14 protein-coding genes and 1 pseudogene are annotated in these 13223 nt (G+C 56.4%); 6 read left to right on the top strand and 9 right to left on the bottom strand.

The window, feature by feature from the left end; translation table 11 throughout:
• Positions 1–115: 115 nt before the first annotated feature.
• A complete protein-coding gene (locus ACR0NW_RS09110) occupies positions 116–436 on the bottom strand; it encodes a DUF6280 family protein (protein WP_146347248.1) in 321 nt (106 codons plus the stop codon).
• A 219-nt stretch (positions 437–655) separates the two neighbouring features.
• On the opposite strand from ACR0NW_RS09110, the gene efp reads away from it, so the two are divergent.
• A complete protein-coding gene (gene efp / locus ACR0NW_RS09105; protein WP_170651600.1) occupies positions 656–1219 on the top strand; it encodes an elongation factor P in 564 nt (187 codons plus the stop codon).
• 78 nt (positions 1220–1297) lie between these two features.
• Here efp and ACR0NW_RS09100 read toward each other — a convergent pair whose 3' ends face one another.
• Both ACR0NW_RS09100 and ygfZ read right to left on the bottom strand, forming a co-directional pair.
• Positions 1298–2242: an ABC transporter transmembrane domain-containing protein gene (locus ACR0NW_RS09100; protein WP_480450081.1), complete on the bottom strand. Its 945-nt coding sequence runs from the start codon at positions 2240–2242 to the stop codon at positions 1298–1300.
• Between the two features lie 113 nt (positions 2243–2355).
• Positions 2356–3093, bottom strand: a complete 738-nt coding sequence (gene ygfZ / locus ACR0NW_RS09095; protein WP_480450080.1) for a CAF17-like 4Fe-4S cluster assembly/insertion protein YgfZ — start codon at positions 3091–3093, stop codon at positions 2356–2358.
• A 73-nt stretch (positions 3094–3166) separates the two neighbouring features.
• On the opposite strand from ygfZ, the gene ACR0NW_RS09090 reads away from it, so the two are divergent.
• Positions 3167–3844, top strand: a complete 678-nt coding sequence (locus ACR0NW_RS09090; protein WP_480450079.1) for a TIGR04283 family arsenosugar biosynthesis glycosyltransferase — start codon at positions 3167–3169, stop codon at positions 3842–3844.
• 7 nt (positions 3845–3851) lie between these two features.
• Here the strand turns inward: ACR0NW_RS09090 and ACR0NW_RS09085 are convergent.
• Positions 3852–4607, bottom strand: a pseudogene (locus tag ACR0NW_RS09085) (hypothetical protein); the annotation flags it as partial.
• Between the two features lie 182 nt (positions 4608–4789).
• Here ACR0NW_RS09085 and ACR0NW_RS09080 point away from each other — a divergent pair.
• A complete protein-coding gene (locus tag ACR0NW_RS09080; RefSeq protein ID WP_480450077.1) occupies positions 4790–5560 on the top strand; it encodes an alpha/beta hydrolase in 771 nt (256 codons plus the stop codon).
• 18 nt (positions 5561–5578) lie between these two features.
• On the opposite strand, the gene ACR0NW_RS09075 is transcribed toward ACR0NW_RS09080, so the two are convergent.
• The 4 genes from ACR0NW_RS09075 to parE form a co-directional block, all read right to left on the bottom strand.
• Positions 5579–5860, bottom strand: a complete 282-nt coding sequence (locus ACR0NW_RS09075; RefSeq protein WP_480450076.1) for a hypothetical protein — start codon at positions 5858–5860, stop codon at positions 5579–5581.
• 291 nt (positions 5861–6151) lie between these two features.
• A complete protein-coding gene (locus tag ACR0NW_RS09070; RefSeq protein WP_480450074.1) occupies positions 6152–6766 on the bottom strand; it encodes a hypothetical protein in 615 nt (204 codons plus the stop codon).
• A 3-nt stretch (positions 6767–6769) separates the two neighbouring features.
• Complete coding sequence (locus ACR0NW_RS09065; protein WP_480450073.1) at positions 6770–7267, bottom strand: hypothetical protein; 498 nt, start codon at positions 7265–7267, stop codon at positions 6770–6772.
• Positions 7268–7360: 93 nt separating this feature from the next.
• Positions 7361–9319, bottom strand: a complete 1959-nt coding sequence (gene parE, locus ACR0NW_RS09060; RefSeq protein ID WP_480450072.1) for a DNA topoisomerase IV subunit B — start codon at positions 9317–9319, stop codon at positions 7361–7363.
• Positions 9320–9550: 231 nt separating this feature from the next.
• Here parE and ACR0NW_RS09055 point away from each other — a divergent pair, with 231 nt between their 5' ends.
• Together ACR0NW_RS09055 and ACR0NW_RS09050 are read left to right on the top strand one after the other, a co-directional pair.
• Positions 9551–10417: a DMT family transporter gene (locus ACR0NW_RS09055; RefSeq protein WP_480450174.1), complete on the top strand. Its 867-nt coding sequence runs from the start codon at positions 9551–9553 to the stop codon at positions 10415–10417.
• A gap of 167 nt (positions 10418–10584) precedes the next feature.
• Positions 10585–11193, top strand: a complete 609-nt coding sequence (locus tag ACR0NW_RS09050; RefSeq protein ID WP_480450070.1) for a carboxymuconolactone decarboxylase family protein — start codon at positions 10585–10587, stop codon at positions 11191–11193.
• 66 nt (positions 11194–11259) lie between these two features.
• On the opposite strand, the gene ACR0NW_RS09045 is transcribed toward ACR0NW_RS09050, so the two are convergent.
• Entirely contained in the window at positions 11260–12138 is an 879-nt protein-coding gene (locus ACR0NW_RS09045; protein ID WP_480450069.1) for an alpha/beta fold hydrolase, read from the bottom strand.
• 154 nt (positions 12139–12292) lie between these two features.
• Here ACR0NW_RS09045 and ppk2 point away from each other — a divergent pair, with 154 nt between their 5' ends.
• Positions 12293–13222 (top strand): polyphosphate kinase 2, encoded by a 930-nt coding sequence (gene ppk2, locus ACR0NW_RS09040; RefSeq protein ID WP_170651619.1) that lies wholly within the window; start codon positions 12293–12295, stop codon positions 13220–13222.
• Position 13223 lies beyond the last annotated feature (1 nt).

Raw genomic sequence — 13223 nt, 5'->3', positions numbered from 1 at the left:
GAGGAAAGCCCGGAAAGGTCCGATTGCCGACCGAAACCGACGAACAGCCTGAAGCAGGAAACAAAAAAGCGCGCCGCTAATGCGAGCGCGCCTTTTTTATAAGGTTGAAGTGGTGTTAAGCCGCTTCAGCCTGCTGTGCGGCATTGCGCCGTTCACTTTCTTCACGCGACAGCGCGACCGATGTCCGCACACCGCGGCCAACAAAATCCATCAACCCGCTCACAACGCGTTCGTTCGGGTCGATCCCCGCGCAGGTCAACACTTCGCGCCCGTCGCGCGACCGTGCCCAGCGGGCGATTTGTTCCGGTCCGTTGCCATATTTCTTGTCATCGGCAATGGCATCATCCAGCGCGGCCAATACAACAGCCGCGAACAGCTTGCGAGCACGGTTTCCCTGCTCGTTGTTAAAGGCGGTGCCGTCAACGAAATCTCTCATCTCGTCTTCCTTGTTTTTCTTGCTCTTGCAATTTTCGGCGTGGCGGTCCTTATGACCTATTAGGCGCGATTCGGATACACTTATTATGCATAGTTGCGTTGCGTCATTTGCATGGCTTTCTGCAACTGCAGCACTAGGTGTCGTTGTCTTGCAAGGGCCGCTCCCGCCAGATATAGGGAGCGCAACTGCCGCATCAACCATGTGTGAAGGATTTAAGCTATGCCCAAGATCAATGGGAACGAAATTCGCCCCGGCAATGTTCTGGAGCATAACGACGGGCTGTGGGCCGCGGTAAAGGTCGATCACGTGAAGCCCGGCAAGGGTGGGGCATTTGCCCAGGTCGAACTGCGCAACCTGCGCAATGGTTCGAAATTGAACGAACGCTTCCGTTCCGCCGACAAGGTCGAGCGGGTTCGTCTTGAGCAAAAAGATCAGCAATTCCTGTACGAATCCGACGGTATGCTGGTGTTTATGGACTCCGAAACATATGAGCAGATCGAATTGCCCGCAGAGCTGCTGGGCGATCGCCGTCCCTTCCTTCAGGACGGCATGACGATTGTTGTGGAGTTCTACGAAAACGAAGCACTGAATGCCGCACTGCCGCAAAAGGTGACCTGCAAGATTGTCGAGACAGAGCCGGTGGTCAAAGGGCAGACCGCTGCCAACTCGTTCAAGCCTGCGGTTCTGGATAATGGTGTCAAGGTCATGGTGCCGCCGTTTATCGGGCAGGATGAAATGATCGTCGTGAACACCGAATCCATGGAATATTCCGAGCGAGCATAACGTCGCGTCATCGTCTATCTGCAAGCATTGCCAGGCGGGCTGTGTCGATATCGGCGCAGCCCGTTTTCCTGACAGCGACTACTTTCTGACCCGGATGTGACGATAGCGTTCCGGATGACTCCCGAATAGTTCCAGTATCAGATCATACTTGATGCGGTTGGCACTGACCTGTCGGTAGAAGGCGATCAGGAATGAGGTCGGCCCCTGAATCCTTGCCAGCCCGCTTGTGGCGGCGACAACCGTTCCGACATCGGTTTTGCCGTTCATGACCAGCCATCCCCCAAGAACAAGAATGCCCACCGTGCCGGCCCCGTTGATCGCGCTCAGCAGGAATTTGGCGGACAGTTTCCAAATGAACATCTTGCGGCGGGTTTCATAGATCGCGTCAAATCGCTCATTGATTTCCTGTGCAACCTTGTCGAGGTCTTCGGCGGTCATGTTGTCGGTCGAAGCGCGCAGGATGCGCACACGCTCGGCTACGAAAATGTTCACTTTTCTTTGGGAAATCAGGACAATCGCAATTTGCGGCAGGATCATCGAGATCGCTATGAGGCCCAGCCCCGGCTGCGTGGACGAGATGTAGCCGATGACGCTGATAAGGGTCCCGATTTGCACGACGGGATCGGAAAATGCCCCGCCTGCGAACTTGCCCAGCTCTTCGGCTTCTGCGGAAATGGCGGTGCTCATCGTGCCGTGGCGAACGTCTTCGCCGGTTTCCCCTACATCAGCCGCGCGGACGTACAGACGCTGACGGATCAACCGAATGATATCTTCTCCCAACGTTCCCGAGCGATAGCCCAGTAGCCATTTAAGTGCGAGGCTCAGCAGGATCACTCCCATCATCCCTGATCCGAGGAGCAGGATTTTTTCTTTTTCGATATCCTGCGCTGTCAGATGGTTGATGATGTCCCGCTGAAATTCTAATGGAGCCGCTGCAAGGGCCGCAATCGCCAGCGAAAGCAGGATCAGAATGATCTGACGGCCTGAACTGGCCCGCCAGATGGCTGCGTAGAGCTTTAACATGTGCCTAACCCGGTCAGAAATCTGAGCGGAGTTTGAACCCGGTCGCCACCAAGTTCAAATAGATGCCAGCAAGCGTCGATCAGTCGTGCCGCATTGGCCACATGAGTGTCAGATCATTCGGGCAGGTGAATAATCGCGTCGCCCGCGCGCATCTCTCCTTTGGCGCGATCCATACGTAGATAGGCGATTGCTCTGTCACCGGATTGGGTAAACAAGGTGCCGGCCGGTTTTCCATCGGATGTGATCTCGGTCCCCAAGGGGGCATGACCTTGAACCGAGACGGTCCGAAGCCCCTTGCGCAGTTCTGTCTTGTGCTTCATCCGCGCCGTAACTTCCTGCCCGACATAACACCCCTTTTTGAAATCCACGCCGTTCAGCGCTTCAAACCCGGATTCCAGAATATAGCTGTCCGAAGTCAACTCGATGCCGGTCTCAGGGATGCAATGCGCCACCCGGATCGAATCCCAGTCGCTTCCGTCATCGCTTTCGGGATCGGAGGAGTATGCACGCCACCCCATATCCGGGTGTCTTGGATCAGGCAAAGCGCCTTCGGGTACCGGTCCGGTTCCCCGCTGGACGTGCAGGCCCGTCGGTTCGATCATCACATCGGCCCGTAATTTGTACATCCCAAGCCTTTTGATCAGCCCGTCTGCAATGCTTTCGTCAACATCCAACAAAACCGAGCTGCTATCCCGCTTAAGAAAGAAATCCGCCAGATATTTGCCTTGCGGTGTCAGCAACGCGGCATAGACAAGGCCTTGATCCAGCCCCTGCACGTCGTTGGTGATCAGACCCTGCAAAAAGGTGTCCGTGTCCTTGCCGGACAGGCGCAGAATGCGGCGGGTGGGCATGGGATGGTCCTCGTCATTTCCTCGGACCCCGTGATATAGGAGATCGCGCAGCCATGACCAGAGGTTATCAGACGTGCCCGCACCGATCAGCATCGTGATTCCAACACTGAATGCCGGTGACGACCTGATGCCGACGCTGGAGGCCCTGATGGAAGGGCTTCAGGCCGGCTTGATACGCGAGTTGGTGATTTCCGATGGCGGGTCAACGGATCACACGCTCGACATCGCCGAAGAAGCCGGTGCGCATGTGATTGCCGGGGCACCGTCCCGGGGCGGCCAACTGCTGAAGGGATGCAAGGCGGCAAGTGGGGATTGGTTGCTTGTTCTGCATGCGGACACTGTGCTCGAATCCGGATGGAGCGAGGTTGTGGCAGAGCACCTGAACACTTCGGATTCCCCGGCCGCGTTCCGTCTGGCCTTTCGTGCCAAGGGGTTCTGGCCGGTATTTGTGTCAGGCTGGGCCAACTGGCGTAGCCGATTGTTTTCAATGCCTTACGGGGATCAGGGGTTGCTGATGACACGCCGCCAATATGAGGCAGCAGGCGGTTATCCCGATCAATCGCTTATGGAAGATGTGGCACTTGTCCGAGCCCTGTCCGGCGTCACACTCTTGCCTGCTCGTGCGGTTACGAGCGCGGAGCGCTATGTTCGCTCAGGCTGGTTTCGGCGTGGGGCACGGAATCTGTATACTCTGACGCGATATCTTCTGGGGGCGGACCCTGAGAAGCTGGCGCAGTCGTATCGGCGCTGAGGCTGGCGCGCAGTTCAATGATGGATTTGCCCAGGCGGAACGGTGCGGCAAAGCTGACAAGACATAGCGCTATAATCTGCAACACAAGGATATGCGCGTTGGCCTGAAGGTACTCCCATTCGTCTTTCAGCTTTCCGACCTGTTCGATCAGATCATCGTAGCTTTGCGCCAAAATTACGTAATCACCTGCAATTGTTGGAACTTTTCGCCGCATATTGTCGATCGCCATCTGGGTGGCCTCGTCCACCGAGGTGAAGACCAGAAACTGCTCGATATCGAACGCATCTGCCTTGGCCGCCATATTGCGCACCTCGTCCATTTCGTCCCTGGCCTGACCACCGAACAGGAAACGCAGACCTTGCAACGGGGCCACTTCATTTGTCACCGCGATGAACAATGGCAGCTCCGCGTTGCTTGCGGTTGAGGCGGACAGGAACTCGACCTTCTCACATAATACTGAAATATCAGTATCATAGGCCGGATCACAAAACCGCAGACGGAACCGCGCGGCGTCGCGGTCAAAGGCCAGAGTGGCGGCATAGGCCACATCGATCTGCCGGTCCAGCCGCGAACTGTCCGAGGTGTAAAGCCCCGCCAGCACCGCCACCAGCGCGCCGATTCCACCGAGAACAACCCAGACGAGATCGGCCAGTTTCCACGCACGGTGACCGGCAGGTTTGCGAAACAGAAAGGCGGTGCCGACCGATCCGATCAGAAAGAACAGGATCAGCAGGGGCAACTGGTTTTCGGTTATGAACGTCATGGGGGAAGTTTACGGGGTGCGGGCAATCAGGCAACCGGGTTCACGAAGATGTAGGGCAGGGGTGTTTCTTCCGTTTTGTACATGCCCCTGGGGTGGGTTTGTCCGGTTTGTACAAACCCGTCCGGCTTGCCGCGCGCCTTTTTTCGATCTCATACTGAGGGTGGGAGATGAGGGAGCATTTGATGACCAGAGAGATTGTTCTGATCCACGGTGCCTTTGCCGGTCCGTGGTGCATGGAGGGTTACGCGGACTTCTTTCGCGATCGGGGCTGGACGGTGCACACGCCCGCGCTGCGCTATCACGGGGGCGACCCAAAGGCGGAGCCCGATCCGGGGCTGACCGATACAAGTGTGATGGACTATGCCAATGACATTGCGGCGTTTGTCGAAGGGTTGGACAGCAAGCCGGTGCTGCTTGGCCATGCCATCGCCGGGGTGGTGGCGCAGCAGGTGGCGGCGCGCGGGCTAGCCAGCGCCATCGTTCTGATCAACCCCAACGCGCCGTGGGGGACGTTGCCGGAAACCGACGACGAACGCGCTGTGCCGCGCGCGCTGATGGAGGGTGGGGCGTTCTGGAAACAGCCGATGCGGGTCGAGTTCGACCTGATGGCCCCCTTTGCGCTGAACAAAATGCCCGAGGCGCAGCAGCACGCGGTGTTCGACCAACTCGGCGCGGAAAGCGGGCGGGTGATGTTCGAGATGTTCTTTTGGATGTTCGACGACCATCACGCGATGAAGGTTAATATCGACAAGGTCGACTGCCCGGTTCTGGTGGTCTCGGGTGCCGAGGATCGGGCAGTGAACCCCGACACCTGCCGCGCGCTGGCCGAAATGTACGGAGAACGCGGGACGTTCCTGCTGGCCGAAGGCCACGCGCATTTCCTGTTCATGGAACCGGGATGGCAGACGGTCGCCAGCCAGATCGCAGGCTGGCTGGACGAAAAGGTAGGGTAAAGTACCCGCCCGGACGTCCTATTTGCTGACCTGAAAGGTGCTCTGCGGTTTCCAATGCAGGGTGCCGTCGTCCTTGCGCGTGCAGCGCAACAGCCGTTCCTCGCGCGTTCGGGTGGTCGAGGTCACGGTGTTGTCGCCGACCATCAGGATGAAGGCGTCCGGGGAATAGGCCATGCCGTCGTAATAGCAAAACCGCGTTTCTGCGCCTTCCGGAATGGGGGATGCGGTGCTGAGCATCTGCTGTGCGGGGGCCTGGGTGGCCAGAAAGGTCAGAGCCAGCCCGAGGGTCAGTGTTTTCATGTCGTCCTCCCGTTCGAAATCTCGTGTTCGTTGAAATTGGGTCTTGGACGCTCGGAACCTCAAATGTCGTTCTTGTATGATAGATTGAGGGGAAGTGTGAACGGGATCAGCGGGTTAGGCAAGGGGGGCGTTTGTTGGCCGTTTATGGAGATGTGGAGCTTGCCGGTGGATTTCTCCGGCAAAGCAGCGCTTTGGATACCTAATCAATGGCTAAATCAACAAATTGTTTTGTGCAGGCAAGGATGCACAAAGAGATCGCAGAAGACCACTTCTGCTCAGTTATGTTCGTTTTCAAGAATCGAGGTTCAATACTTCGGTGAGCCCAGACAAAATTTGAGTTATTATTGTCAGACGGTCTCCAACAATCTTTCTTGGTCCAAAGTCGCTGGGTGAGACTATGGTGTCAATTTCAGTTGAATTCGCGGCTATAAATCCGGACAATAAGTCGCCAGCAAAGTAATATGCATCGGGAGGAGAGGTCGGCGGTTTCTCGCCGATTAACAGAATATTGTCGAAGTATATTTTAATTGATTCCTTTGTATTTTCACTGGTATTTTCAGGAAATTGAACAAGGCTGAGCTGCTCAGGTAATTTGTCACCGGCGTCGAGATGTCCTGCAGTTTCATAATAGTATTTGGAAGCATCCAATATGTCAGTTTTGAATTCCTCTAATAAATTCTGTAACATTTGCGTTGTTTCGGCATCCATGGATTGACCTTCGCTAGACATTCTGTCTAATTCTGCCGAAACATACCTAAATTTGCTGATCCCGAACTCAAATTTGCTAGATGCCAGATGACTGCTTTTTCGTGCATCTTCACTAGCGGCTATAATAACCGCAGATTCGGCAACGGCATTTGTAGGAACAAAGAATAATGCCAAAAGAGTGAAAACATAGCTTTTCATTTGTCACCTACAATTTTTTTTAGCAGCGACCACTGCGTATTTCAAAGTGGGTTTGAAGTCTTTGTCCCACGGTCTGGCTTCGACGAAATGGCCCCAATAACGGCAATCGACGTCAACATTTAGAATCGCATTTTCCATATCTGCTAAAAAGTAATCCCATTGCTTTTTATTCAAAAAGCTCATGAGGTACAACTTGTGAAGTGCTTGGTACTCAAGAATCAAGTCCTCAAAGCGAAATTCTGGTGTTTTGATCTTGTGGGACAGCTCTCTTAGTTTCGTCATTTGTTCTAACGTGATTTGGCTCTGAGCGGTCAAAGTTGATTGGCGTAGTTGCTCAGTTGCAGATTTATTGCTGAAATACAAAGCGAAACAGGCAACAATAGCCGCGGCGACTGTAGCCCAATGACCAAAATTTTCCACAGAGTTTGATTTAATCAAAATAGTTGGAATGGCACCTACCGCAAATCCCCATAAAAAATATATTAAGGCTTCAGAAATCAATTACTAAGGACCCTGTGATGTAATACAACGTAAAAAGACTTACGCGTCATTCTAGCACATTAGGAACACTCAGTTAAGTAAGCTTCAACATCCTCAAACATCCAGCTCCTCCACAAACCGCGCGTTCTCCTGAATGTATTGGAACCGCAGTTCGGGTTTCTTGCCCATCAGGCGCTCGACAAGATCGCCGGTCTCGCCGGGTTCGTCCTCGTCGATGGTGACGCGGATCAGTTTGCGGGAGGCCGGGTCCATCGTGGTCTCTTTTAGGTCCTTGGCGTCCATCTCGCCCAGACCCTTGAAGCGTGAGACGTCGATCTTGCCTTTGCCGCCCAGACCTTTTTCAAGCCATTCGTCACGTTCGGCCTCGTCCAGGCAATAGACGCGTTTCGCTCCTTGCGTCAGACGGTAGAGGGGCGGGCAGGCCAGATACAGGTGGCCCGCGTCGATCATCGGGCGCATCTGGGTAAAGAAGAACGTCATCAGCAGCGAGGCGATATGCGCCCCGTCCACATCCGCGTCGGTCATGATGATGACTTTGTCATATCGCAGATCGTCGACATTGAACTTGGTACCAAGGCCAACACCCAGCGCCTGTGTCAGGTCGTTGATCTCGGCATTGGTGCCCAGTTTCGAGCTGGCCGCGCCCAGCACGTTCAGGATCTTGCCGCGCAGGGGCAGCAGGGCCTGTGTCTTGCGGTCACGGCCCATCTTGGCCGATCCACCGGCCGAGTCGCCCTCGACAATGAACAGCTCGGTGCCGTCGCGGTTGGTGGCGGAGCAGTCGACCAGCTTGCCGGGCAGGCGCAGTTTCTTGGTGGCGGATTTACGGGCGGTCTCTTTCTCCTGACGGCGGCGCAGGCGTTCTTCGGACCGCAGAATCAGGAAGTCAAGGATGGCCCCGGCGGATTTGGTGTCGGCGGCCAGCCAGTTGTCGAAATGGTCACGAACGGCGTTTTCGACCAGCCGCTGTGCCTCGACCGTGGCGAGGCGGTCCTTGGTCTGACCGACGAATTCGGGCTCGCGGATGAAACACGAGACCAACGCGCAGCCCCCCGTTATCAGATCTTCGCGGGTGATCTGTGCGGCCTTCTTGTTGTTGATCAGCTCTCCGTAGGCCTTGATTCCCTTGAGGATCGCGGCCCAGAAACCCGCAACATGGGTGCCACCTTCGGGCGTGGGGACGGTGTTACAGTAGGACTGGATGAACCCGTCGCGCGACGGCGTCCAGTTGATCGCCCATTCGACCTTGCCGGGGGTGTTGAATTTCTCCTGAAAGTCCACGGTGCCGGCAAAGGGCTGCTCGGCATAGGTGGAGGAGCCGTTCATCGTCTCCTTCAGGTAGTCCGACAGACCGCCGGGGAAGTGAAAGGACGCCTCGGTCGGGGTTTCGCCGTCGTCGATGGCGGATTTCCAGCGGATTTCCACGCCCGAGAACAGGTAGGCCTTGGAGCGGATGGATTTGAACAGGCGGGCCGGTTTGAACTTGTGATGGCCAAAGATGTCGGCATCCGCATGGAAGGTGACGGTGGTGCCGCGCCGGTTGGGGGCTGCGCCGACCTTTTCGACCGGGCCAAGGGGGATACCGCGTGAAAACCGCTGTTCGAACAGCTGCTTGTCACGCGCCACCTGAACGACCATCGAATCCGACAGGGCGTTGACCACGGACGCGCCCACGCCGTGCAGACCGCCCGAGGTCTGGTATGCTTTTCCTGAGAATTTGCCGCCCGCGTGTAGGGTGCACAGGATCACCTCAAGCGCCGATTTGTCCGGAAATTTGGGGTGCGGATCGATCGGGATGCCACGACCGTTGTCGCGCACGGTCAGGGCGTAATCTGCGTGCAGCTCGACCTCGATCCGGTTGGCGTGGCCAGCGACGGCCTCGTCCATCGAGTTGTCGAGGATTTCGGCGACCATATGGTGCAAAGCGCGCTCGTCCGTGCCGCCGATATACATACCGGGGCGTTTGCGCACGGGTTCCAGCCCTTCGAGCACCTCGATCGAGGAGGCGTCGTAGGTGGTGGAGGCGCTGGGCGTCAACAGGTCGTCGGGCATAGGTGCTGCTCTTGTTTTTGGGTTTGGCCCATTATGGCAGGTGATGTGTGCCGGGGGAAGAGGGGCGCGAGGTGTTGTGGCGATTTGAGAGTGAGGAATGGGGTGGAGGCCTGCTGTGCGGACAAATCCGCCGTTCGGGGTTAATCCAATAAAGTCCGCTTGCGGCGTGCCTTCCAGATATCAGCATGCTATCGGTGCGCGGATTGAAGACTCTTGAAAGATATTTCTGAAATGGACTCGACGAATTTGCTCCGACTTGCTGGCGTTGTTTTTGTGGCAGTTTCATTCGTTGTAATTGGAGACACCGCTGGAAAGCTTTTGACAGCACGTGGCGTCGATCCATTCTTCATCGCTTGGACAAGGTTTGCATTGGCGGCTGCCGTGCTATTGCCGTTCAGTGGAATCGCGTTGCGTGAGATTCCGAATTTGCGTGACTGGCGGGTACTGGTTCGCGGGGCATTCATCACTGGAGGAATCTGCTGCATTCTAACGGCACTGCGCACTGAGCCTATTGCAAATGTGTTTGGGGCATTCTTTGTAGGTCCCATCGTCTCGTATGTTTTAGCGATACTATTTCTAGGTGAGACTCCATCGCGAAGCCGAAGCATGCTTTTAGCGCTTGGCTTTTTGGGCGTATTGCTTGTCGTGAAGCCGGGTTTTGGAGCGACTTTTGGCATGGCGTTCGCTCTTGCGGCGGGTGGGTTTTATGGCGCCTACCTAGCGATGACGCGAACCGTCGCTGGTTTGTATCGGCCACGGTTTTTGCTGATGTCGCAGCTTATCATCGGCTCGGTTCTTTTGACACCGTTCGGATTGAGCGTGAACTTCCCCGATTTGGGGTTGCCAGTTTTGGCCCTCATCGGCGTTAGTGCTCTCGGGTCAGCTCTTGGCAACTTCCTCTTGGTTATCGCGAGCAAATCGGCTGAGGCCAGCCTCATTGCGCCGCTCGTTTATAGCCAGTTGTTTTCGGCAACACTGGCGGGATTTCTCGTATTTGGGGATTGGCCGGACACTTACGCCTTGCTCGGACTGTTTTTGATCGCTTTCTCTGGTTTTGGTTCATTGTTTATTCATCAAAAGCAAGCGCACCGTGCTTAAGCTGCCATTCGTCCACCGCACAGCTTTGGTCGAGTTGGACTCGGACCTGTCGTTCATTGCCTGCGGCTTAACCTCGTTGCGTCATCGCCGGAAGTTTGCCTCGTAACCGGTTCGAATTGTTACTAGACTGCGCCTGACGTTCAACCGAGAGGAAAGACAGGTACCGCATGAGCTGGATCAGGACAGTGCCGTTTGAAGAGGCGACGGGCAAGCTGAAGAAATTGTACGAGCGGGTGACCGGCCCGGACAACAATGTGGACAACATCATGATGGCGCATTCGTTGCGGCCGCATTCGATGGAAGGCCATATGGCGCTGTACAAGAACGTGCTGCACCACACCGGAAACAAGATTCCGAAGTGGTTTCTGGAGACGCTTGGTGTCTGGGTCAGCTCGCTGAACAAATGCGCCTATTGCGTTGAGCATCATTTTCAGGGTTTGCAACGACTGTTGGGAGATGCCGAGCGAGGAAATGCGATCCGGGCCGCGATCGAGGCGCGCGATCCCGATGCCGCGCCGCTGGACGGGGCGCAGATCGCGGCGATGCGGTATGCGCAGATACTGACCGAGGATCCGGCGGCACTGACGGAAAATGACGTCGAAACCCTGCGGCGCGCGGGTTGGGACGACGGCGAGATTTTGGAGATCAATCAGGTCAGCTCGTATTTCTCGTATGCGAACAGGACCGTTCTTGGGCTTGGATGCTCGACCAAGGGCGATGTTCTGGGTCTGTCGCCGAACAATTCGGACAACCCCGAGGATTGGGGACATCGGTGAGGGCAGGAGCGAGAGGCGCTGCCTCTCGCGCTCTTCGGAGTATTTTTGGCCAAATGAAGAAGCGGATCAGCGCGGCTGTATCCAGTTCAGAATTTCAGCAGCGACCGTTTGAGGTTTTTGGTGGTGCAGCCAGTGATCCGTGCCGGGGATCGGGATGCGCGTGAGGTCGGCTGCGAAGTCTTCGAGACCTTCGGTTGCTTCGGGAAGAAGGGCCATGTCATCCGGTCCCCAGAGCAGCAGGTGCGGGCAGGTTACGTTAAGCCGGTCGAGCGGCAGCTTGGGCAGATCGGTTCGCGGTTTGCCCGGCTCGGCCACGATAAGGGGCGAGGCGCGGTACCAGTTCAGCATGGCGTTCAGGCGGCCGGGGCGTGCCCATTCCGTGCGATAGCTCTCCATCCGGTCATCGGACATCCAGTCCAGTCCCATGCCGTGGCGGAAGAATTGTTCAAGCTTTTCGAAGTTGTTGGCCGCCAGCCAGTCGGCGGAGTCTTTGGCCCTCAGCTGGTTGATGTACTGGGACGCTGCGGATTGCGCGCCGCCCGCGGCCATGGCGCGCTGAAAGGGCACGGGGTGGACGCCGTTGGCGATGATCAGGCGGCTGACCAGTTCGGGGCGGAACATGGCAAGGCCATAGGCGACTGACGCGCCCCAGTCATGGCCGAACACGGTAACCGGCGCGCCCAGTTGTTCGATCAGGGCGGCCATGTCTGAAACCAGTTCGGACAGGACATAGTTTTCGGTACCTTCCGGCGCCCAGCTTTGACCGTATCCTCGCTGATCCGGGGCGATACAGTGGAAGTCCTGCGCGAGATGCGGGGCGAGATCGGCCCAGGCGCCGCCGTATTCCGGAAAGCCGTGCAGCATGAGTAGGGTTGGAAGGCCGGGATCGCCCCATTTTCTCAGGAAAAAGGGCTGGCCGTTCAGGTCCGTGGTTTCCGTTAACATTCCGCCCTCCTTCGGGGTGCCGTTCAATTCCGGTGGCATGACCACAGCATTTTGATTTTTCTGGAGTTTGTGAAGCTTTTTTGACACCAGTCAACGCAGGGTCATTCCGGGGCTGATAGGCTTTGGCCGGACAGTGAACCCGAGGAGAGAATATATGGACGCCGTGGCCCAAAACGAACAGAAACAGGAGGAAATCAAGGTAGTGCCGGTTGACAAACCGCGCGTGTCCGAGCCCAGCCCGGAGAAAATCCGGCAGGCTTTCGAAAGTGGCAGGTATCCGTACCCCCGGAAAATGGCCCGCCGGTCCTATGAGATCGAAAAGGCGAAATTGCAAGCTGAGTTGCTGAAGGTTCAATTGTGGGCGCAAGAAACCGGCGAGCGGTTTGTGCTGTTGTTCGAAGGCCGCGATGCCGCTGGTAAGGGTGGAACGATCAAGCGGTTCATGGAACATCTCAACCCGCGTCAGGCCCGTGTTGTCGCGCTGAACAAGCCGACCTGGGAAGAGAAAGGTCAGTGGTATTACCAGCGCTACGTGCAGGAGCTGCCGACGGTCGGAGAAATGGTGTTCTATGACCGGTCCTGGTACAACCGCGCAGGGGTCGAACGGGTGATGGGTTTCTGTTCCCCCAACGAGTATCTGGAGTTCATGCGCCAGACACCGGATCTGGAGCGGATGCTGGTGCGGTCAGGGATCAGGTTGTACAAATACTGGTTCTCGGTCACCCGCGACGAGCAATTGCGCCGGTTCAAAAGCCGTGAAACCGATCCGCTGAAGCAGTGGAAACTGTCACCGATCGACAAGGCCAGTCTGGATAAATGGGACGATTATACCGAGGCGAAGGAGGCGATGTTCTTTTACACAGATACAGCCGACGCGCCGTGGACGGTGGTCAAGTCGAATGACAAGAAGCGGGCACGGCTGAACTGTATGCGTCATTTCCTGTCGACTTTGGAGTATCCGGGAAAAGACCACGACTTGGTTGGTGAACCCGATCCGCTGATCGTGGGGCAGGCGCATCATGTCATTCATCAGTCCGAGCATATTCTGGGCACCGCTCTGCATCCGGATACGCGCGCGGGCTGAA

The sequence above is a fragment of the Ruegeria sp. CF5 genome (assembly GCF_056537325.1).
The sequence above is the reverse complement of the archived record's forward strand: the minus strand, read 5'-3'. Positions and strand labels throughout refer to the sequence as shown.

Excerpts from the sequence above, each read along its gene's own strand:
- ACR0NW_RS09110 (WP_146347248.1), bottom strand. The coding sequence starts at position 436 with ATGAGAGATTTCGTTGACGGCACCGCCTTTAACAACGAGCAGGGAAAC.
- efp (WP_170651600.1), top strand. The coding sequence starts at position 656 with ATGCCCAAGATCAATGGGAACGAAATTCGCCCCGGCAATGTTCTGGAG.
- ACR0NW_RS09100 (WP_480450081.1), bottom strand. The coding sequence starts at position 2,242 with ATGTTAAAGCTCTACGCAGCCATCTGGCGGGCCAGTTCAGGCCGTCAG.
- ygfZ (WP_480450080.1), bottom strand. The coding sequence starts at position 3,093 with ATGCCCACCCGCCGCATTCTGCGCCTGTCCGGCAAGGACACGGACACC.
- ACR0NW_RS09080 (WP_480450077.1), top strand. The coding sequence starts at position 4,790 with ATGACCAGAGAGATTGTTCTGATCCACGGTGCCTTTGCCGGTCCGTGG.
- ACR0NW_RS09075 (WP_480450076.1), bottom strand. The coding sequence starts at position 5,860 with ATGAAAACACTGACCCTCGGGCTGGCTCTGACCTTTCTGGCCACCCAG.
- ACR0NW_RS09070 (WP_480450074.1), bottom strand. The coding sequence starts at position 6,766 with ATGAAAAGCTATGTTTTCACTCTTTTGGCATTATTCTTTGTTCCTACA.
- parE (WP_480450072.1), bottom strand. The coding sequence starts at position 9,319 with ATGCCCGACGACCTGTTGACGCCCAGCGCCTCCACCACCTACGACGCC.
- ACR0NW_RS09055 (WP_480450174.1), top strand. The coding sequence starts at position 9,551 with ATGGACTCGACGAATTTGCTCCGACTTGCTGGCGTTGTTTTTGTGGCA.
- ACR0NW_RS09050 (WP_480450070.1), top strand. The coding sequence starts at position 10,585 with ATGAGCTGGATCAGGACAGTGCCGTTTGAAGAGGCGACGGGCAAGCTG.
- ACR0NW_RS09045 (WP_480450069.1), bottom strand. The coding sequence starts at position 12,138 with ATGTTAACGGAAACCACGGACCTGAACGGCCAGCCCTTTTTCCTGAGA.
- ppk2 (WP_170651619.1), top strand. The coding sequence starts at position 12,293 with ATGGACGCCGTGGCCCAAAACGAACAGAAACAGGAGGAAATCAAGGTA.